Consider the following 20,755-nt stretch of genomic DNA (forward strand, 5'->3'; position numbering starts at 1 on the left):
ACTCGACACGCCCGGCAACAGCTCGAACAGCTCTACTGCAAGGAGGCACGGGTGCCGCTGCTGACCCGCATCACGGGACCGCGCGATCTGGACCGGCTCAGCCCTGAGCAGCTGGACCAGCTGGCAGAGGAGATCCGGACCTTCCTCGTCGAGGCGGTTTCCAAGACCGGCGGCCACCTCGGCCCCAACCTCGGTGTGGTGGAGCTGACCATCGCCCTGCACCGGGTCTTCGACTCGCCCAAGGACAAGGTGCTGTGGGACACCGGCCACCAGTCCTACGTGCACAAGCTGCTCACCGGCCGCCAGGACTTCAGCCGGCTGAAGATGAAGGGCGGCCTGTCCGGCTACCCCTCGCAGGCCGAGTCCGAGCACGACATCATCGAGAACTCCCACGCCTCGACCGTCCTCGGCTGGGCCGACGGACTCGCCAAGGCCAACCAGCTGCTCGAACGCGACAGCCATGTCGTGGCCGTCATCGGCGACGGCGCGCTGACCGGCGGTATGGCCTGGGAGGCGCTGAACAACATCGCCGAGGCCAAGGACCGCCCGCTCGTCATCGTCGTCAACGACAACGAGCGCTCCTACGCGCCCACCATCGGCGGTCTCGCCAACCACCTGGCGACCCTGCGCACCACCGACGGCTACGAGCGCTTCCTGGCCCGCACGAAGGAGATCCTCGACCGCACGCCCGTGGTCGGCAAGCCGCTCTACGAGACCCTGCACGGGGCGAAGAAGGGGCTCAAGGACTTCATCGCGCCCCAGGGCATGTTCGAGGACCTCGGCCTGAAGTACGTCGGCCCGATCGACGGCCACGACATCGAGGCCCTGGAGTCGGCGCTGGCACGCGCCAAGCGCTTCGGCGGCCCGGTCATCGTGCACTGCCTGACCGAGAAGGGCCGCGGCTACCAGCCCGCCCTCCAGGACGAGGCCGACCGCTTCCACGCCGTCGGCAAGATCCACCCCGACACCGGACTGCCGATCGCCACGTCCGGCGCCGACTGGACCTCCGTGTTCGGCGAGGAGATGGTCAAGCTGGGCGAGGAGCGCGAGGACATCGTCGCGATCACCGCCGCCATGCTCCAGCCGGTGGGCCTCGACAAGTTCGCCAAGCGGTTCCCCGAGCGGGTCTACGACGTCGGCATCGCCGAGCAGCACGGCGCCGTGTCCGCGGCCGGCTTGGCGACGGGCGGTGTGCACCCCGTCTTCGCCGTCTACGCCACCTTCCTCAACCGCGCCTTCGACCAGGTCCTCATGGACGTGGCCCTGCACAAGTGCGGGGTCACCTTCGTGCTCGACCGCGCCGGCATCACCGGCACCGACGGCGCCTCCCACAACGGCATGTGGGACATGTCGATCCTCCAGGTGGTGCCCGGGCTGCGGCTGGCCGCCCCGCGCGACGCCGACCAGGTGCGGGCCCAGCTGCGCGAGGCCGTCCAGGTCAAGGACGCCCCCACCGTGGTCCGCTTCTCCAAGGGCGCCGTCGGCCCCGCCGTCCCCGCCGTCGGCCGCGTCGGCGGCATGGACGTGCTGCGCGAACCCGGCACCGACACCCCGGACGTGCTGCTCGTCTCGGTCGGCGCCCTCGCGCCGATGTGCCTGGAGATCGCCGGTCTGCTCAACAGGCAGGGCATCTCCACCACCGTCGTCGACCCGCGCTGGGTCAAGCCCGTCGACGAGGCCATGGCCCCGCTCGCCGAGCGGCACCGCGTGGTCGTCACCGTCGAGGACAACAGCCGCGTCGGCGGCGTCGGCTCGGCGATCGCGCAGGCCCTGCGCGACGCGGGCGTGGACGTCCCGTTGCGTGACTTCGGCATCCCGCCGCGCTTCCTCGACCACGCCTCCCGCGCCGAGGTGATGGCCGAGATCGGCCTCACCGCCCCCGACATCGCCCGCCAGGTCACCGGCCTGGTCGCCAAGCTGGACGGCCGGTTCGACCGTACGGCGGCCGAGGTCGACTCGGTGGAGCCCGCGCGCGACTGACACCTTCACGCGGCTGGATGGGCCGGTTTCACCACTCGTGCGGTGGTGAAACCGGCCCATCTGCGTGAATCCGCCCGGGCCGGGGCATGCGTACCACGCCCCCTCTCGATCATGTCGAGGACGACAAGCGTGGGAGGTACGCCTGTGAGCAGCACACTCTTCCGGACGAAGAGAGTCGAGCAGTCCATCCTCGACACCGAGGAGCCAGAGCACGCGCTCAAGAAGTCCTTGTCCGCGCTGGATCTGACCGTCTTCGGTGTCGGTGTCATCATCGGCACCGGCATTTTCGTCCTGACCGGAACGGTCGCCAAGAACAACGCCGGACCCGCGGTGGCGCTGGCGTTCGTCGCGGCCGGCGTGGCCTGCGCGCTGGCCGCGCTCTGTTACGCCGAGTTCGCCTCCACCGTCCCGGTCGCCGGGTCGGCGTACACGTTCTCGTACGCCTCCCTCGGTGAACTGCCCGCCTGGATCATCGGCTGGGACCTGGTCCTGGAGTTCGCGCTCGGCACGGCGGTGGTGGCCGTCGGCTGGTCGGGCTACATCCAGTCACTCATGGACAACGCGGGCTGGGAGATGCCCGCGGCCCTGGGCAGTCGCGAGGGCGCCGACGTCTTCGGCTTCGACATCCTCGCCGCCGCGCTCGTCCTCGTCCTCACCGGCATCCTCGTGCTCGGCATGAAGCTGTCCGCGCGGATCACCTCGCTCGTCGTCGCCATCAAGGTGACGGTCGTGCTGACCGTGATCATCGCCGGTGCCTTCTTCATCGACGGCGACAACTACAGCCCCTTCGTCCCGAAGGAGAAGGCAGTGGAAGCCGGGGAGAGTCTCCAGGCCCCGCTGATCCAGTTGATGTTCGGCTGGGCGCCCTCCAACTTCGGCGTGATGGGCATCTTCACCGCCGCCTCGGTGGTGTTCTTCGCCTTCATCGGCTTCGACGTGGTGGCCACGGCGGCCGAGGAGACCCGGAACCCGCAGCGGGACATGCCCCGCGGCATCCTCGGCTCCCTCTTCATCTGCACCGCGCTGTACGTCGCCGTGTCGATCGTCGTCACCGGCATGCAGCACTACAGCCGGCTGTCCGTGGACGCCCCGCTCGCCGACGCGTTCAAGGCCACCGGACATCCCTGGTTCGCGGGCTTCATCAGCTTCGGCGCGGCGGTCGGCCTCACGACGGTCTGCATGATCCTGCTCCTCGGCCAGACCCGCGTCTTCTTCGCGATGAGCCGCGACGGACTGCTGCCCCGCTTCTTCTCCCACGTCCACCCGAAGTTCAAGACGCCGCACCGCCCGACCATCCTGCTCGGCGTGGTCATCGCGATCCTCGCCGGCTTCACGCCGCTCACCGAACTCGCCGCCCTGGTGAACATCGGCACCCTGTTCGCCTTCGTGGTCGTCGCCCTCGGCGTGATCATCCTCCGCCGGTCCCGCCCCGACCTGCACCGGGCCTTCCGCACCCCGTGGGTGCCGGTCATCCCGATCCTGTCGGTGCTCGCCTCGCTGTGGCTGATGATCAACCTGCCCGCCGAGACCTGGGTGCGGTTCGCCATCTGGATGGCCGCCGGCTTCTTCGTGTACTTCCTGTACGGCCGCACCCACAGCCGCCTCGGACGGCAGGAGGAGACGACCGTCGGCGAGGTCGTGAAGCCGCCGCGGGGCGACACCGAGTAGCCGAGGAGGCGGGGGTGGTGGAGGGGGCGGGTGCTGTACGTACGCAGCCGTACCTGGTCGGCGTACGGCGGCTCGCTACGGCCGTACCGTGCGCGGCCCCGCCACCTCCGCCCCCAACTCCGTGACTCTCCTGCGCAGTTCCCGATCCGCGGTCACCACGAGGCAGGGCCGCCCACCGGCCCGCTCCATGAGCTCGACCATGTGGTCGTCCCCGCTCCCGGCGGCGGACTCCACCCGCACCCCCGGCACCGTCTCCACCCCACGGGCCGCCCCCTCCACCACGAGCACGATCTCCACGGGGCCCGCATGCCCCGGCACCCCGTCCACCGCCAGCCGGTCCCGCAGCCGCTCCGCGGCCCCCCGCCGGTCCCGCCACCACCCGTCGGGCACCGACCCGACCACGTTCGCGCCGTCGACGATCACGAGCAGGGGGGCGTCCTCAGTCATGGGGCAAGGGTCGCACGGCGCCGGTGGGACGGGGCCGGACGGCGTCGGCGCCGGTGGGACGGGGCCGGACGGCGTCGGCGCCGGTGGCCACGGAAGGCGCACGGCGTCCGTGAGGCACAGGATCCAGGGCGCGCACGGCGTTCGTGGGCCAGGGCCGTACGGCGGCCACGGGCCAGGCCCGTGTGGCTCACTCCTCGGCCAGGTGTTCGCCGTACCGCTCACCCGCCCCCGCGACGGGCCGCGCGTCCGTGGGGCAGGAATCGGGGCGCGCACGGCGTTCGTGGGCCTGGGGCAGGGCCGTGCGGCGGCCATGGGCCAGGCCCGTGCGGCTCACTCCTCGGCCGTGCCCAGTTCGTCGAAGCTCGCGAAGTACGCCGCCGCCATGTCCTCGTTCCCGTGCCCCTGGGCAGCCGCCCGTTCGAAGCGCTCCGCGCTCGCCGCGGCGACATCCAGGCGTACGCCGTACCGTTCGCCCGCCTCCACGATGAGCCGTGCGTCCTTCGCCGCCGTGGCCACCGCGAACTGGGCCGGGGACAGCCGGTCCTCCAGCACCAGCCCCGTCTTGGCCCGCAGATACCCCATGTCGAGCGGGCCGCCGTCGATCACCTCGAAGAATCGCTGCGGATCCACGTCGAGGGCCTTGGACAGCGCCAGCACCTCACCGGCCGCGTTCGTCACCGCGAGCACCCAGCTGTTGGCGACCAGCTTCAGGCGGGTCGCCGTGCCCGCCCCGCCGTCCTCGCCGGTCCACACCGTACGGGCGCCGACGGCGTCGAACACCGGCGTCACCGCCGGCCGCCCCTCGACCGGCCCCGCCGCCAGCACGGTGAGCCGGCCGGCCTCGGCGGGCTGACGGGTGCCCAGCATCGGGGCGTCGTAGAAGACGAGGCCGTACTCGCGGGCGAAGGCGGCCAGGTCGGCGATCCCCTCGACGCCGGCGGTCGTCGACTGCACCCAGGCGACACCCGAGCGCAGCGCGGGCGCCGCCGCACGCATGACGTCCAGCGCCGCCGGACCGTCGTACAGCATGGTCAGGACGACGTCGGCGCCCTGCACCGCCTCGGCGGGGGAGCCGGCGACGAAGGCGCCGTCGGCGGCCAGGGGCTCGGCCTTGGCGCGGGTGCGGTTCCAGGCGCGGACGCTGTGCCCGGCCTTTGCGATGTTGCGGGCCATCGCGGCGCCCATGATGCCGGTGCCCAGGACGCTCACGGTGAGCTTGTCGGTCATGACGTCGACTTCCTTCTCTCGCACGGACGTTGCTGTGATCCAAGCTTGCCCGGGGGCGGAGCGGGCCCGGCGACCCGCCCCGAATAGAGTGATCCGGTGAACGGCGACTGGCTCATCCGCGGCCGCGACGGCCGCCTCAGCGTCTATCTCCCGACCGATGACGCCGTCCTGTGCCGGGCGGAGCTCGGACCCGGCGGTCCCTGGGACCCCCCGCGCCGGGTCGGCGGCGACCAGAAGCTGCGCCCCGGCCCCGCGGTCGGCCAGGGCACCGACGCCTACGCCCATCTGGCCGCCTGGCGCCCCACCAAGCCGGGTGAGGCGGGACTGGTCCACTCCACGCACTTCCGGCCCCGCCTGGCCGCCCTGGACTGGATCTCCATCGGCCACCCCGACAAGAGCGGCGACCGCACCGGCACGCCCGCCGTCACGGTCGACGCCCAGGGGCGGGCCCATGTCTTCGTCCGCAACGGCGCCGGCGGGGTGAGCATGCGCGGGCAGAAGGAGGTGGGCGGCTGGGGGCCCTGGCGCGATCTCAAGGGACGGGAGGTCGAGGACCGGCAGGCCGCTGTGACGGGGGAGTCCGGGCTCGTCGAGCTGTACGCGGCCGTTCCCGGTGCGGTCCTGCACTGGCGGCAGGAGAAGCCGGGCAGTGTCCCGGTCCTGGAGGAGGCGCTGGAGACCCCGGCCCGCCCGGGCACCCTGTACGCCCTGGCCACGTCCGCGGACCACACCACCCTCTTCTACACGGACGACACCGGCGACCTGTGCGCCTGGCGCCCCGGCACCAAGCCGGTGACCTTGCTGCCGTCCGCAGGTCCCGGCCCGGTGTCCGCGATCCGCTGCCGACTCGACGGCCATGACTGCACGTTGCTCGCCCAGCGCTCCGCCGGCGGCCGGGTCGCCTTCGCCGCCTATCCGACGGAGCAGGAGTCGGCGGGCGCGTGGTGGACCGAGTCGGGGCCGCAGCTGCCGGTGGACGCGGTGGTGGCGCTGGCGGTGGACGCGGACGAGCGGGTCGTGGCGGCCACGTCGTCCCCGGCCACGGGGCAGCTTCTGATCACCCGGCGCAAGGACGAGCCGGGGCTGGCGCTGGAGGCTTGGCGGGAGGTCTAAGGCGCCTGAGGGGTGGGGGCTGCTCTTGTACGGCGGCTGCGGGTGGTACGTGGTTGCTCAAGCCCCTTGGGGGCGTTCGGCGGGCTGTCGCCTTGAAGGCGGTTCCGACGATTTCTGAACGCCGGTCCCGGCAACTTCAGCCCGTCCGGCGTTTGAGGACGAGGCCGTTCAGGCCGATACGGGGGTCTGGGGGCGGAGTCCCCAGGCACGTGCGCACAAACGCCGGTGCCCCGCACACCAAGTCGGCATGCGGGGCACCGGCGTTCACAGCGGAGCGCTTACGCGGGGACGCTCGCCACGCCCGGCGCCAGGAACTTCTTGCCGTTCACGCGCTCGGAGACACCCTCGCGGTCCAGGTACGGCGTGATGCCGCCCAGGTGGAAGGGCCAGCCGGCGCCCGTGATCAGGCAGAGGTCGATGTCCTGGGCCTCGGCGACGACGCCCTCGTCGAGCATGAGCCCGATCTCCTGGGCGACCGCGTCCAGCACACGGGCACGGACCTGCTCCTCGGTCAGGACGACATCGCCCTGCTTCAGCAGCGCGGCGACCTCCGGGTCCAGCTCCGGCTTGCCGGAGTCGTAGACGTAGAAGCCGCGCTTGCCCGCCTTGACGACGGCCGCGAGGTTCGGGGAGACCTTGAAGCGGTCCGGGAAGGCCCGGTTGAGGGTCTCCGAGACGTGCAGACCGATCGCGGGACCGACCAGCTCAAGGAGGACCAGCGGCGACATCGGCAGGCCCAGCGGCTCGACCGCCTTCTCGGCGACCTCGACCGGCGTGCCCTCGTCGATGACGTTCTGGATCTCGCCCATGAAGCGGGTGAGGATGCGGTTCACGACGAACGCCGGGGCGTCCTTCACCAGAACCGCGGTCTTCTTCAGCTTCTTGGCGACGGCGAACGCCGTGGCCAGCGAGGCGTCGTCCGTCTTCTCGCCGCGGACGATCTCCAGCAGCGGCAGCACCGCGACCGGGTTGAAGAAGTGGAAGCCGACGACCCGCTCGGGGTGCTTCAGCTTCGACGCCATCTCGGAGACCGACAGGGACGAGGTGTTGGTGGCGAGGATCGCGTGCGCCGGGGCGACCGCCTCGACCTCGGCGAACACCTGCTGCTTGACGCCGATCTCCTCGAACACGGCCTCGATGATGAAGTCCGCGTCCGCGAAGCCCTCGGCCTTGTCCAGGACACCGGTGACCAGGGCCTTGAGGCGGTTGGCCTTGTCCTGGTTGATACGGCCCTTGCCGAGCAGCTTGTCGATCTCGGCGTGGACGTAGCCCACGCCCTTGTCGACGCGCTCCTGGTCGATGTCGGTCAGCACGACCGGCACCTCCAGGCGGCGCAGGAAGAGAAGGGCGAGCTGGCTGGCCATCAGGCCCGCGCCGACGACGCCGACCTTCGTGACCGGACGCGCCAGGTTCTTGTCCGGCGCACCGGCCGGGCGCTTGCCGCGCTTCTGCACCAGGTTGAAGGCGTAGATGCCGGCACGCAGTTCGCCACCCATGATCAGGTCGGCGAGGGCCTTGTCCTCGGCGTCGTAGCCCTGCTGGAGGTCGCCGTTCTTGGCGGCGGCGATGATGTCGAGGGCGCGGTAGGCGGCCGGGGCGGCCCCGTGCACCTTGCCGTCCGCGATGAAGCGGCCCTTGGCGACGGCCTGGTCCCAGGCCTCACCGCGGTCGATCACCGGGCGCTCGACCTCGACGTCGCCCTTCAGCACCTGAGCCGTCCAGATCAGCGACTGCTCCAGGAAGTCGGCGCCCTCGAAGATGGCGTCGGCGATGCCGAGGTCGTAGACCTGCTGGCCCTTGAGCTGCTTGTTCTGGTTGAGGCTGTTCTCGATGATGACCTGGACGGCCTTGTCGGCGCCGATCAGGTTCGGCAGGATCGTGCAGCCGCCCCAGCCGGGGACCAGGCCGAGGAAGACCTCGGGGAGCGAGAACGCCGGGAGCGCCTTCGAGACGGTCCGGTACGTGCAGTGCAGACCGACCTCGACGCCACCGCCCATCGCGGCGCCGTTGTAGTACGCGAAGGTCGGCACCGCGAGGGCCGCGAGGCGCTTGAAGACCTCGTGACCGCCCTTGCCGATGGCCAGCGCGTCCTTGTGCTTCTTCAGCAGCTCGACGCCCTTGAGGTCGGCGCCGACCGCGAAGATGAACGGCTTGCCGGTGATGCCGACGCCGACGATGTCGCCGTCCGCGGCCTCCTTCTCGACCTGGTCGAGGGCGGCGCCCAGGTTCGCCAGCGACTGCGGGCCGAAGGTGGTCGGCTTGGTGTGGTCGAAGCCGTTGTCCAGCGTGATCAGGGCGAAGCGCCCGGCGCCGAACGGCAGGTCGAGGTGGCGTACGTGCGCGCTCGTGACGACCTCGTCCGGGAACAGCTCGGCCGCGCCCTTCAGGAGCTCAGCGGTGGTGCTCACTTGTTGCCTCCGTCGAAGTGCGGGTTCTCCCAGATGACCGTCGCGCCCATGCCGAAGCCGACGCACATGGTGGTCAGGCCGTAGCGGACCTGAGGCTGCTCCTCGAACTGGCGGGCCAGCTGCGTCATCAGACGGACGCCGGAGGAGGCGAGCGGGTGACCGAAGGCGATGGCGCCGCCGTACTGGTTGACGCGCTCGTCGTCGTCCGCGATGCCGTAGTGGTCGAGGAAGGCCAGGACCTGGACGGCGAAGGCCTCGTTGATCTCGAAGAGGTTGATGTCCTCGATCGACAGACCCGCCTTGGCGAGGGCCTTCTCCGTGGCCGGGATCGGGCCGTAGCCCATGACCTCCGGCTCGACGCCCGCGAAGGCGTAGGAGACCAGGCGCATCTTCACCGGGAGGTTGTTCTCGCGGGCGAAGTCCTCGGACGCGATGATCGAGGCGGTGGCGCCGTCGTTCAGACCGGCCGCGTTACCGGCGGTGACCCGGCCGTGCACACGGAACGGGGTCTTCAGGCCCTGGAGGTTCTCCAGGGTCGTGCCCGGGCGCATCGGCTCGTCGGCCGTCACCAGGCCCCAGCCCGTCTCGCCGGCCTCGGGGTTGGTCCGGCGCACGGAGATCGGGACCAGGTCCTGCTGGATCTTGCCGTTGGCGTACGCCTTGGCGGCCTTCTCCTGCGAGCGCACGGCGTACTCGTCGGCGCGCAGCTTGGTGATCTGCGGGTAGCGGTCGTGCAGGTTCTCCGCCGTCATGCCCATGAACAGCGCCGACTCGTCGACCAGCTTCTCGCTGACGAAGCGCGGGTTCGGGTCCACGCCCTCACCCATGGGGTGGCGGCCCATGTGCTCGACACCACCGGCGATGACGGCGTCGTAGGCGCCGAAGGCGATGGAGCCCGCGACGCTGGTGACGGCGGTCAGGGCGCCGGCGCACATGCGGTCGATGGAGTAGCCGGGCACCGACTGGGGCAGACCGGCGAGGATGCCGGCCGTACGGCCGAGGGTGAGGCCCTGGTCACCGATCTGCGTGGTCGCGGCGATGGCGACCTCGTCGATCTTCTTCGGGTCGAGACCGGGGTTGCGGCGCAGCAGCTCCCGGATCGCCTTCACGACAAGGTCGTCGGCGCGGGTCTCGTGGTAGATGCCCTTCGGGCCCGCCTTGCCGAACGGGGTGCGGACGCCGTCGACGAAGACGACGTCCCTGACGGTACGAGGCACGATGGCTCTCCTCCAGAGGTGCGGGATCTGCACTGCTGCGCTGCGCAAGCGCTGAGCGCGCGCTCAGGATCCATGCTACTTACGAGTAACGTAGCTGCACACCCCTGGGGGCGGGAGCGGCGAAGGTCACATCGAGGCCGACGGTGCCGGTGCGCCCCTTCAGGGGCGCGGGGAACTGCGCGACCAGCCACAACGAGACCGCAGACCCGGACGAAACCTCACCTAGGCGGCGCTGTGGACCCCCGAGGAGTCAGCACCGGAGTAGGCACGGGATGCGACCCGGCCCCATCCCCCATGATCACCCCGAACAACGTCCGAGCCACCTCCGCCCCGAACCCATGCACGTCATGACTCATCGCGGACAAGGTCGGATGAGTCAGCCGGCACAACTGCGAGTCGTCCCACGCCAGCAGCGACACGTCCTCCGGCACCCGCAGCCCCATCTCGGCCGCCACCGACAGCCCCGCCACCGCCATGATGTCGTTGTCGTACACGATCGCCGTCGGGCGGTCGGGCGGCGCGGCCGTGAGCAGGGAACGCGTCGCCCTGGCCCCCGCCTCCCCCGAGAAGTCGGTCGCGACCTGCAACGCCCCCGCCAGCTCCAGCCCCCGCGCCGCTTCGTCGAAGGCGGCCGTACGAATGGCCGTGTGGCCGAAGCCCGCCGCCCCGCCCACCCGGGCGACCCGCCGGTGCCCCAGCGCGGCCAGATACCGCACGGCCTCCGTCACGGCGGTGGCGTCGTCGGTCCACACCGACGTCAGTCCGCCGGTCAGCGACGGGTGCCCGACCGCGACCACCGGCATCCCGAGCCGCTCGGCCATCGCCACTCTCGGGTCGTCCGCGCGGAAGTCGACCAGGATCGACCCACCGATCTGCCGCCCCCGCCACCAGGCCTCCTGGAGCCCCACCTCCTCCTCCACGGTCCGCACGAGCCGCAGCAGCAGCGAGCAGGAGTGCTCGGTCAGCACGCTCTCCACGCCCGAGATGAACTCCATGTAGAAGGGCTCCAGCCCCAGCAGCCGGGCCGGCCGGCAGATCGCCAGCCCCACCACGTCCACCCGCGAACCGGCCAGCGTCCGCGCCGTGAGGTTCGGCGCCCAGCCCAGCTCCCGCGCGGCCCGGAAGATCCGGTCCCGGGTCGCCTCCGACAGGCCCGGCTTGTGGTTGAAGGCGAGGGACACGGCACCCTTGGACACACCGGCGCGCGCGGCGACGTCCTTGATGGTGACGCGAGGGGTCGGCGTTGCCGTCATCGGCTGGGCTCCATGCAGTACAGGGCTGATCGTGCGGCCTCGGCGTCAGGAGTCTCCCAGCCGCGCACACCGATGGTCACCTCTTCGCCGGGCAGCAGCGTCACGAGCCCGCGGTCGGCCCGCGCGTCCGGGTGCAGCCGGTCGGCCTGGAGCAGCAGGTCCCGTACGAGGGTGCGGGCCGTCACCGTGATCCCGCCGGGCGTGAGGGAGACGTCGAACTGCGGTCGCGGGTACGGGATTTCCCGGTCCGGGGCCGGGAAGTGCAGGGCTCGCAGCCCGTCCGCGTCCGCCACCAGGAACTCCTTCGGCCCGACGGGCTCCAGCTCCCTCGGTACGCCGACGCGAGCCACCGACCGCCCCTCGGCACCGAACCCCACACTCACCTCCCGGGCCACCACTCCCTCGACGGACATCCGCCGCAGCCGCACCGCCCCCGCCCACTTCGCCGCCCCCTGATTGACCACCGCCAACTCCAGTGACCCCTCCCGCGCTTGAAGCGTCAGCAGCCGGTCCGCGTACAGCCGCCGCAGCTCGTGGTACAGCGGCTTCGCCCGCCCGTCCCCGTCGATCGCCGCCCAGGACGTCACCGGCCAGCAGTCGTTGAGCTGCCATACGACGGTGCCCGCGCACACCGGCCAGTGCGACCGCCAGTGCTCGATCCCGGCCGCGACGGCCCGCGCCTGATTGACCTGCGTGAGGTAGTGCCAGCGGTCGAAGTCCCCCTCGGGGAAGACGAAATGCCGCTCCAGCCCCCGCCGCAGCTTGCCGTTGCCGTCGTCGGCCTTCTGGTGGTGCAGCATGCCGGGGGAGTCCGGGGCGAGTTCCTCGCCCGGCAGCGCGCGCCGTAGTGTCGCGTACGCGGGCGGCGCCTGCCAGCCGAACTCGGCCACGAAGCGGGGCACGCTCAGCCGGTAGTCGGCGTAGTCCTCCCGGTTCCACACCTCCCACGAGTGGTGCGTGCCGTGTGCCGGATCGTTCGGATGCCGCTCCCACGACCCGGACCAGGGGCTGCCCACCGTGTACGGCCGCGTCGGATCCAGCTCGGCCGCCACCCGCGGCAGCACGCCCAGGTAGTACCCCTCGCCCCAGGAGTCCCCGGCCAGCCGCCGCTCCCAGTCCCAGTCCCGAAAGCCCCACAGGTTCTCGTTGTTGCCGTTCCACAGCACCAGCGAGGGATGCGGCATCAGCCGTACGACGTTCTCGCGGGCCTCGGCCTCCACCTCCCCGCGCAGCGGCTGCTCCTCCGGGTAGGCGGCGCACGCGAACGGGAAGTCCTGCCAGACCAGCAGCCCCAGCTCGTCGCAGGCGTCGTAGAAGTCCTCGCTCTCGTAGATCCCGCCGCCCCAGACCCGTACGAGATCCACGCCCGCGTCGGCCGCCTGCGCGAGCCGCTCCCGGTAGCGCTCGCGGGTCACCCGGGACGGGAACACGTCGTCCGGGATCCAGTTGACGCCGCGTGCGAAGAGCCGCGCGCCGTTGACGACCAGGGTGAAGCCGGTGCCGTGCGCGTCGGGCCGGCGGTCCAGTTCGACGGTCCGGAAGCCGATCCGCCGTCGCCACACGTCCAGCACGTCGTCCCCGTGCCGAAGCGTCAACTCGACGTCGTGCAGCGGCTGTTCGCCATACCCGCGAGGCCACCACAGCGCCGCGTCCGGCACGGTCAGCCGTACGACCCCACCCGTCCCGTCGACCACGGCCCGCGCCCGCACCCCGCCGACCGTGGCCTCGACGGTGAGCGGTGCCTCGACCCGGGTCCGCTCGACTTCGACCGCCAACTCGACCTGCCCCGCGCCCTGTGCGACGGTCACCAGGGGCCGTACGCGGGCGATGCGGGCCGTCGACCAGTGCTCCAGGCGCACCGGCCGCCAGATCCCGGCCGTCACCAGGGTCGGCCCCCAGTCCCAGCCGAAGGAGCAGGCCATCTTGCGGATGTACTGGTAGGGCTCGGCATAGGCGGCCGGCCGCTCGCCCACCTTGCCGCGCACGGCCTCGGCCTCGGCGTAGGCGGAGACGAACCGCACGGCGAGCCGCCCCTGGAGCCCCGTCACATCGAAACGGTAGGAGCGGTGCATGTTCCGTGTCCGGCCGAGGAGTTGACCGTCGAGCGTGACCTCGGCGACGGTGTCGAGCCCCTCGAAGACGAGGTCGCTCTGCTCATGCCCGTCGACGCACTCCAGGTCGGTCTCGTACGTCCACTCCCGCCGCCCCACCCACGCGACCTCGGCCTCGTTCCGCCCGAGGAAGGGGTCCGGGATCATCCCGGCCGTCAGCAGGTCGGTGTGGACACAGCCCGGCACGACGGCGGGGAGCGCGGCTCCCTCGTGCCGCACGGTCCATCCCTCGGTGAGCGGTGTGGCCTGAAGCATGCGCGCACTCCCTAAACCGATCAAGTCCAGTGCTGGGGACACATTTTGGCATCGTTGGCGAGATAGGGACTTTACCGGTTAAGACAACGCTGTCAGAGTTCCGAACCAGCCAACCCGCTCGTGCTCGTCCGTCCCGAGAACGGAGCTGATGCACATGAACCGCCGTCACATCCTCGCCATGGTCGTCGGAACGGCACTGCTGGTCCCCGCCTGCACCGGCACCGGAGGCTCGTCGCAAGGCGCGGAGGCCGAAGCGCCCGACGACCCGTCGAAGGTCACCGGAACCATCCAGGTCCTCACCGTGCGGACCGACCTGATCCAGGACGGCACGCTGAAGCGGTACGCCGCCGAGTTCAACAAGGTCTATCCGAAGGTCAAGGTCGAGTTCGACGGGCTCACGGACTACGAGGCCGAGGTCAAGATCCGTATGAACACGAAGAACTACGGCGACGTCCTGCTGATCCCCGCCGTCATCAAGAAGGCGGACTACCCGAAGTTCTTCGCCTCCCTGGGCACCCAGGAGGAGCGCGGCAAGAAGTACCGCTTCACCGACTTCACCACCGTCGACGGCAAGGTCTACGGGCAGAGTCCGGTCGGTGTGAGCCCCGGTTTCGTCTACAACAAGCGGATCTGGAGGGAGGCCGGGGTCACCGAGTGGCCCACCACTCCGGCCGAGTTCCTCGACGACCTCAAGGCCATCAAGGCCAAGACCGACGCGATCCCCTACTACACCAACTTCGCGGCCGGCTGGACGCTCAGCGGCTGGACGTCAGTCAACGGCTCGGTCCACTGCGACCCGAAGGCGACCGACAAGCTCGCCGAGGGAGACCCGTGGGCGAAGGGCGCCGATCTGCGGGTCGGCGACACGCTGCTCCACGACATGGTGAAGCAGGGCCTGGTCGAGAAGGACCCCACGACCAGCAACTGGGAGGAGTCCAAGGCCAGGACCGCGAAGGGCGAGATCGCCACCCAGTGGCTCGGCACCTGGGCGATCGTCCAGTTCAAGGACGCCGCCAAGAAGGCCGGCGTCAACCCCGACGACATCGGCTTCATGCCCTTCCCGGCCCAGGTCGACGGCAAGTTCTGCTCGGTCATCGGTCCCGACTACAACCAGGGCATCAACATCCACTCCCCGCACAAGGAGGCGGCCCGCGCCTGGATCGACTGGTTCACCGACAAGTCCGGCTACGTCGAGGACAACCTGGCCATCTCCCCGCTGAAGGGCGCCCCGCTGCCCGAGGTGATGAAGCCGTACGAGGCGGCGGGCGTGAAGTTCATCGAGGTGAACGACGCCAAGGGCGCCCAGGTCAAGCAGATCGACAGCGACTCGGAGGTCGGCATCAACGCCCCCGAGTACCGGCAGAACCTGGTCGACCTCGCCCGCGGGGCCCGGGACGGCAGCCTCGACGACTTCTTCGCCGACCTCAGCAAGCGCTGGACGGACGCCCGGAAGAACCTGGGGTCCTGATGACGGACACCACCCGGAAGACGGTCGTCGAGACCGCCGCGGGGGCGGCACCGCCCGCCCCCGCCCCGCCCCCGCGCCGGGCACGCGTCCGACGTGGCGTCACCCCCTGGCTCTTCCTGATCGCCCCGCTCGCGCTGCTGGTCACCTTCACCTACGCGCCGGTCGCGAACATGCTCGCGTACAGCTTCACCGACTGGGACGGCGTGAGCCCGGAACTGCACTACACCGGCGCCGGGAACTACACGGAGATCTTCACCCGCGAGGACCTCTTCCGGGTCTTCTTCGTGAGCGGCTACTACCTCGCCGCCTCCGCCGTCCAGATCATCGCCGCTCTCTACTTCGCGACGATCCTGAGCTTCAACGTCCGCTTCCGGAACTTCTTCAAGGGCGTGCTCTTCTTCCCGTATCTGATCAACGGGGTCGCGATCGGTTTCGTCTTCCTCTACTTCTTCCAGGACGGCGGCACCCTCGACTCGGTGCTGAGCCTGTTCGGCGTCCGGACGGACCACGCCTGGCTCGGCACGCCGTTCTCCGCCAACACCGCACTCGCGGGCGTGTCGGTCTGGCGCTACCTGGGCCTGAACTTCGTCCTGTTGCTGGGCGCGATCCAGTCGATCCCGGGGGAGCTGTACGAGGCGGCGGAACTGGACGGCGCGAACCGCTGGCACCAGTTCCGCCACATCATCGCGCCCGGCATCAAGCCGGTCCTCACCCTGACGGTGATCCTCTCCATCTCCGGCTCGCTCTCGGTCTTCGAGATCCCGTACATCATGACCGGCGGGGCGACCGGCACGGAGACCTTCGTGATCCAGACGGTGAACCTGGCCTTCCGGTTCGGCAAGACGGGCCTGGCCTCCGCGGCCGCCGTGGTCCTCCTCCTGATCATCCTCCTGGTGACCTGGATCCAGCGGCGCCTGGTCCCCGACGACAAGGTTGATCTCGTATGACGCGCCGTACAGTCGCCCGCACCCTCGTGTACCTGTCGCTGATCGCCGCGACGGGGGTGGTCCTGCTGCCGCTCGTCGTCGTCCTGCTGACCTCCCTCAAGACCGAGAAGGAGATGGCGGACGCCGACGGGGCGCTGTCGCTGCCTGAGAGCCTGTTCAACTTCCACAACTACGCGGACGCGTTCCAGGACGGCCGTATGCTCTCGGCGTTCGGCAACACGGCCTTCATCCTGGTGTTCGCCATCGGCGGCACGGTCCTCATCGGCTCGATGACCGCGTACGCCATCGACCGCTTCACCTTCCGCTTCAAGAAGCTGGTGGTGGCGCTCTTCCTGATCGCCGCGCTGGTCCCCGGCGTGACCACCCAGGTGGCGACCTTCCAGATCGTCAACAGCTTCGGCATGTTCGACACCCTCTGGGCGCCGATCGCGCTCTACATGGGCACGGACATCGTCTCGATCTACATCTTTCTGCAGTTCGTCCGGTCCATCCCCATCTCCCTCGACGAGTCGGCCCGCCTGGAGGGCGCCAACACCTTCACGATCTACCGAAAGATCATCTTCCCGCTGCTGAAGCCGGCCATGGCGACGGTGGTCATCGTCAAGGGGATCACCGTCTACAACGACTTCTACATCCCCTTCCTCTACATGCCCTCCGAAGATCTTGGCGTGATCTCGACGTCCCTCTTCCGCTTCCGCGGCCCCTATGCGGCCCACTGGGAAACGATCTCGGCCGGAGCCATCCTGGTCGTCCTGCCGACCCTGGTCGTCTTCCTGAGCCTGCAGAGGTTCATCTACAACGGCTTCATGCGAGGAGCGACCAGGTGATGGGCGTCCCATAGGCGCGCGGGGTCTGCGCGACCAGCCACGACGAACCCGCAGCCGCCGTACGTCAGAGCCCGCTACGGCGGCTAGGCGGACAGAGCAGCAACCAGGACCGGCGTGACCTGCTCGACCTGCCAGGCCCGAGCACCGTGACCGGCCAGCGCCTCCGCGACCGACTCGGCGTCGACGACCTTCGGGGGCTCCCAGCAGAGCCGCCGCACGGTGTCCGGCGTGATCAGGTTCTCCTGCGGCATATCGAGCTGCTCGGCGAGCGCGGACACGGCGGCCCGAGCCGCGGACAGGCGCGCCGCGGCGGCCGGATCCTTGTCGGCCCACGCCCGCGGCGGCGGAGGCCCGGTCACCGGCTGCCCGGGCGACGGCAACTGCGACTCGGCCAAGGCCTTCGCCCGATCCACGGCGGACTGCCACTGCTCCAGCTGCCGCCGCCCCATCCGCTGCCCGAACCCATTCAGGGCAGAGAGGGCATGCACATTCCCCGGCATGGCGAGCGCGGCCTCCACGATGGCCGCGTCACTCAGCACCTTGCCCGGCGACACATCCCGCTTCTGGGCAATGCGATCCCGTGTCTGCCACAGCTCCCGCACCACGGCCAGCTGCCGACGCCGCCGCACCTTGTGCATCCCGGACGTCCGCCGCCACGGGTCCTTGCGCGGCTCGGCCGGCGGCGCGGCCGCGATCGCGGCGAACTCCTCCCGCGCCCACTCCAGCTTCCCCTGCCGGTCCAGTTCCTTCTCCAGCGCGTCGCGCAGGTCTACCAGGAGCTCGACGTCCAGCGCCGCATACCGCAGCCAGGGCTCGGGCAGCGGCCGGGTCGACCAGTCGACGGCCGAGTGGCCCTTCTCCAGCACGTACCCGAGCACGCTCTCGACCATCGCGCCGAGACCGACTCTGGGGAACCCGGCGAGCCGCCCGGCCAGCTCGGTGTCGAACAGCCGGGTCGGCATCATGCCTATCTCACGCAGACAGGGCAGATCCTGGGTGGCTGCGTGCAGCACCCACTCCACGCCGGAGAGCGCCTCGCCGAGAGCGGACAGATCCGGACAGGCCACGGGGTCGATCAGCGCGGAGCCGGCACCCTCGCGGCGCAGCTGCACCAGATAGGCGCGCTGGCCGTAGCGGTACCCGGACGCGCGTTCGGCGTCGACGGCGACGGGGCCCGAGCCCGCGGTGAAGGCGGCGATCACTTCAGCGAGCGCCGCCTCGTCGGCGATCACGGGCGGAATGCCCTCGCGGGGCTCCAGCAAAGGGATCGGCGCCTCCGTAACAGAAGATCCGCCGTCGTCCGGAGGGGCGCCTCCGGTGGTTCGCAGTGAACTGTCTGCTGCGGTCTCTTGGGCGTCGGTCACATGTCAAGGGTATCTGTCCGAGCGAACGTCTGACCTGCACCTTCTGGACATGCTGTCGCTGACCTGCGAAAACACGTCTCGTCGTTTCTCGCGTCCTACCGTTGCTTCTCGGCCACGCGTGCCCTCGATGTGCCCTGCCCAGCGCTCTCACCAGGCTCCGCACACCCGGCGGGGACGATCCCTGCCGGGAAGCTCCATGGTGCGCAGCCGCATGGTCCGGCTCAGGAGACCGTCTCGTCGGCCTTGATGTCGTACTTGATGGCGTTGCCGTCGACGGAGGTGACCCTGACGGTCACGCCGAGGCTGGTGCCGTCGCTCGCGCTGCGCTTGCAGCGCAGCGAGGTGCCGACCTTGCCGACGAGGTCCTCGGGGCAGGTGACGTCCGGCTTCGGCTGCCCCGTCTGCGCGGCGAGCTTCTCGGCCACCGTGTTCGCCACCTCGTCCTTGGACAGCTTGGCCTCCACCGAGCAGCCCCCCCAACAGCGCACCTGTCCATCAGCCCGGACTGCCCGCCCGGCGGCTCTTCGCATCCTCCCGCTCCCGCCCGCGAGTGATCTTCACTTGCCTCCGTCTCCGAGGGGGTCCGTGGATGGACAGCGCCCGCCGACGGAACGTTCCGTCGGCGGGCGCCTGAGGGTCGTCAACCAGTCAGCCGAGTGCGGGATCCGGTTCACGACAGGTGGGGGACGCGGCGGGAATCAGCGGCCGATCCCGGTCACGTCAGTGAATGATCAAGGGTTTCAATGGCATGCGCCGGAGGTCGTCCGACGGCGGTGGACGGTCAGTGGATGATGCCCGTCCGCAGGGCCACGGCGACCATGCCGGCGCGGTCACCGGTGCCGAGCTTGCGGGCGATGCGGGCGAGGTGGCTCTTGACGGTAAGCGCGGACAGGCCCATCGAGACGCCGATCGCCTTGTTCGACTGGCCCTCCGCCACCAGCCGCAGCACCTCGACCTCACGACCGGAGAGCTCGCGGTAGCCGCCCGGGTGGCTCGGAGCACCCGGGTGGCGACGGTGCATACGGGCGGCGGCAGCGCCGATGGGGGCCGCACCGGGCCGGGTGGGGAGCCCGACGTTGGTGCGGGTGCCGGTGACGACGTAACCCTTCACGCCGCCGGCGAGGGCGTTGCGTACCGCGCCGATGTCGTCGGCGGCGGAGAGGGCGAGGCCGTTGGGCCAGCCCGCGGCGCGGGTCTCCGACAGGAGGGTGAGGCCGGAGCCGTCGGGCAGGTGGACGTCGGCGACGCAGATGTCGCGGGGGTTGCCGATGCGGGGACGAGCCTCCGCGATGGACGAGGCCTCGATGACATCGCGCACACCGAGCGCCCAGAGATGGCGGGTGACGGTGGAGCGGACGCGGGGATCGGCCACGACCACCATGGCGGTCGGCTTGTTCGGGCGGTAGGCGACCAGGCTTGCGGGCTGCTCGAGGAGAACGGACACCAGGCCTCCTGGGTGCGGGGACGGCTTTCAAGGTCACAGTCGTCTTCGGCACCAAACCCGTGGCCCTTTAGGGAAAGATCACGATTTAGTGAGTAACAATCGGGGCAATTCGGACGCATGGTCGATCGTTCGGCGATTGAATCGGTTCGATCAGGGACTGTTCCTGACCGAAAGTGGCCGTATCGACAAAGTGATGGTCAAGTGGGTGGCGATCACGGGTGCGGTGGGCAAGGGGACCGTGGCGGTCAGCGGGACTGCGGGCCGCGACGCTGCGGCAGCGTCACCACGGACGCGTCGCCCGGACCCGCCGGCGGCAGGCCCGCGACCTGGGCGAGCAGGTCGCACCAGGACGCCAGGTGGCCCGCGGTGTCCGGGATGCCGCCCAGGCCCTCGAGGGGCGTCCAGGAGGCGCGGATCTCGATCTGCGAGGCCGCCGGGCGCTCGGCGAGACCGCCGAAGTAGTGGGAGCTGGCACGCGTGACGGTGCCGCTCGGTTCGCCGTACGACAGCCCGCGCGCCTGCAGCGCGCCCGTCAGCCAGGACCAGCACACGTCGGGCAGCAGCGGGTCGGCGGCCATCTCCGGCTCCAGCTCCGCCCGCACGAGGGTCACCAGCCGGAAGGTGCCCCGCCAGGCGTCGTGGCCCGCCGGGTCGTGCAGCAGCACCAGGCGGCCGTCGGCCAGGTCCTGGTCGCCGTCGACGACGGTGGCCTCCAGCGCGTACGCGTACGGGGCCAGGCGCTGGGGTGCCTTCGTCTGCGCGACCTCGATCTGCGGCCGCAACCGACTGCTGCGCAGCGCCTCGACCGCGGCTCGGAAAGCCAGCGGAGCCGTACTGCTCGAATGCCCGTCCGCCTCCCCGGTCTCCTTCGCGTCATCCATTCCGCCAGTGCCGTCCGACAGTCGTTCCTGAGCCGCAGCCATGCCGGAAGGTTAAGGGGAACCGGGGCTCCGTGCTGAGCTAGACACCCCGTGCCCGGCGTCGGCGTGGCCGCCACCGGGGGCTGCCGCCCCCATACCCCCGCCG

Annotated in this window: 17 protein-coding genes; 6 read left to right on the top strand and 11 right to left on the bottom strand. The window is 70.5% G+C overall.

The features are described from left to right. Positions 1 to 51 precede the first annotated feature (51 nt). The gene (gene dxs, locus AQI70_RS14835) at positions 52 to 1,980 is read left to right on the top strand and encodes a 1-deoxy-D-xylulose-5-phosphate synthase (RefSeq protein WP_062149008.1); all 1,929 of its coding nucleotides are present in this window, start codon (positions 52 to 54) and stop codon (positions 1,978 to 1,980) included. 144 nt (positions 1,981 to 2,124) lie between these two features. Further along, positions 2,125 to 3,648: an amino acid permease gene (locus tag AQI70_RS14840; protein WP_062149010.1), complete on the top strand. Its 1,524-nt coding sequence runs from the start codon at positions 2,125 to 2,127 to the stop codon at positions 3,646 to 3,648. Positions 3,649 to 3,723: 75 nt separating this feature from the next. Here AQI70_RS14840 and AQI70_RS14845 read toward each other — a convergent pair whose 3' ends face one another. The 3 genes from AQI70_RS14845 to AQI70_RS14850 form a co-directional block, all read right to left on the bottom strand. After that, a complete protein-coding gene (locus tag AQI70_RS14845; RefSeq protein ID WP_062149013.1) occupies positions 3,724 to 4,095 on the bottom strand; it encodes a PIN domain-containing protein in 372 nt (123 codons plus the stop codon). A gap of 187 nt (positions 4,096 to 4,282) precedes the next feature. Then, entirely contained in the window at positions 4,283 to 4,429 is a 147-nt protein-coding gene (locus tag AQI70_RS39145; protein ID WP_159042662.1) for a hypothetical protein, read from the bottom strand. Next, complete coding sequence (locus AQI70_RS14850; protein ID WP_062149016.1) at positions 4,426 to 5,322, bottom strand: NAD(P)-dependent oxidoreductase; 897 nt, start codon at positions 5,320 to 5,322, stop codon at positions 4,426 to 4,428. The genes AQI70_RS39145 and AQI70_RS14850 overlap by 4 nt, the downstream gene beginning before the upstream one ends. Before the next feature lie 96 nt (positions 5,323 to 5,418). Between AQI70_RS14850 and AQI70_RS14855 the strand changes: the two genes are divergently transcribed. After that, positions 5,419 to 6,435, top strand: coding sequence for a PLL family lectin (locus AQI70_RS14855; RefSeq protein ID WP_062149019.1), 1,017 nt, complete (start codon positions 5,419 to 5,421; stop codon positions 6,433 to 6,435). A 278-nt stretch (positions 6,436 to 6,713) separates the two neighbouring features. Here AQI70_RS14855 and AQI70_RS14860 read toward each other — a convergent pair whose 3' ends face one another. The 4 genes from AQI70_RS14860 to AQI70_RS14875 all read right to left on the bottom strand — a co-directional run bounded on the left by AQI70_RS14860 (position 6,714) and on the right by AQI70_RS14875 (position 13,679). After that, positions 6,714 to 8,843 (bottom strand): 3-hydroxyacyl-CoA dehydrogenase NAD-binding domain-containing protein, encoded by a 2,130-nt coding sequence (locus AQI70_RS14860; RefSeq protein ID WP_062149022.1) that lies wholly within the window; start codon positions 8,841 to 8,843, stop codon positions 6,714 to 6,716. Continuing rightward, positions 8,840 to 10,060 carry a thiolase family protein gene (locus AQI70_RS14865; protein WP_062149025.1) on the bottom strand — a complete coding sequence of 407 codons (1,221 nt, stop codon included), beginning with the start codon at positions 10,058 to 10,060 and terminating at the stop codon, positions 8,840 to 8,842. The genes AQI70_RS14860 and AQI70_RS14865 overlap by 4 nt, the downstream gene beginning before the upstream one ends. Positions 10,061 to 10,278: 218 nt before the next feature. Further along, entirely contained in the window at positions 10,279 to 11,313 is a 1,035-nt protein-coding gene (locus AQI70_RS14870) for a LacI family DNA-binding transcriptional regulator (RefSeq protein WP_062149028.1), read from the bottom strand. Further along, the gene (locus AQI70_RS14875) at positions 11,310 to 13,679 is read right to left on the bottom strand and encodes a glycoside hydrolase family 2 protein (protein ID WP_062149031.1); all 2,370 of its coding nucleotides are present in this window, start codon (positions 13,677 to 13,679) and stop codon (positions 11,310 to 11,312) included. Before AQI70_RS14875 ends, AQI70_RS14870 begins: the two co-directional genes overlap by 4 nt. A gap of 154 nt (positions 13,680 to 13,833) precedes the next feature. Between AQI70_RS14875 and AQI70_RS14880 the strand changes: the two genes are divergently transcribed. The 3 genes from AQI70_RS14880 to AQI70_RS14890 are packed head-to-tail and all read left to right on the top strand — an operon-like array spanning position 13,834 to position 16,921. After that, positions 13,834 to 15,147, top strand: a complete 1,314-nt coding sequence (locus AQI70_RS14880; RefSeq protein WP_062149034.1) for an ABC transporter substrate-binding protein — start codon at positions 13,834 to 13,836, stop codon at positions 15,145 to 15,147. Further along, positions 15,147 to 16,094 carry a carbohydrate ABC transporter permease gene (locus tag AQI70_RS14885; protein WP_062149037.1) on the top strand — a complete coding sequence of 316 codons (948 nt, stop codon included), beginning with the start codon at positions 15,147 to 15,149 and terminating at the stop codon, positions 16,092 to 16,094. Before AQI70_RS14880 ends, AQI70_RS14885 begins: the two co-directional genes overlap by 1 nt. Beyond that, entirely contained in the window at positions 16,091 to 16,921 is an 831-nt protein-coding gene (locus AQI70_RS14890; RefSeq protein WP_062149040.1) for a carbohydrate ABC transporter permease, read from the top strand. The genes AQI70_RS14885 and AQI70_RS14890 overlap by 4 nt, the downstream gene beginning before the upstream one ends. 83 nt (positions 16,922 to 17,004) lie before the next feature. Here AQI70_RS14890 and AQI70_RS14895 read toward each other — a convergent pair whose 3' ends face one another. The 4 genes from AQI70_RS14895 to AQI70_RS14910 all read right to left on the bottom strand — a co-directional run bounded on the left by AQI70_RS14895 (position 17,005) and on the right by AQI70_RS14910 (position 20,652). Continuing rightward, complete coding sequence (locus AQI70_RS14895; RefSeq protein WP_079051307.1) at positions 17,005 to 18,285, bottom strand: ribonuclease D; 1,281 nt, start codon at positions 18,283 to 18,285, stop codon at positions 17,005 to 17,007. 221 nt (positions 18,286 to 18,506) lie between these two features. Next, entirely contained in the window at positions 18,507 to 18,815 is a 309-nt protein-coding gene (locus AQI70_RS14900) for a DUF4333 domain-containing protein (RefSeq protein ID WP_062149045.1), read from the bottom strand. 251 nt (positions 18,816 to 19,066) lie between these two features. After that, positions 19,067 to 19,729 (bottom strand): response regulator transcription factor, encoded by a 663-nt coding sequence (locus AQI70_RS14905; RefSeq protein ID WP_003997051.1) that lies wholly within the window; start codon positions 19,727 to 19,729, stop codon positions 19,067 to 19,069. Between the two features lie 245 nt (positions 19,730 to 19,974). Then, entirely contained in the window at positions 19,975 to 20,652 is a 678-nt protein-coding gene (locus tag AQI70_RS14910) for a DUF3000 domain-containing protein (RefSeq protein WP_079051308.1), read from the bottom strand. Positions 20,653 to 20,755: the final 103 nt, after the last annotated feature.

The sequence above is a fragment of the Streptomyces curacoi genome (genome assembly GCF_001513975.1).
In the GTDB taxonomy this organism is placed as follows: domain Bacteria; phylum Actinomycetota; class Actinomycetes; order Streptomycetales; family Streptomycetaceae; genus Streptomyces; species Streptomyces curacoi.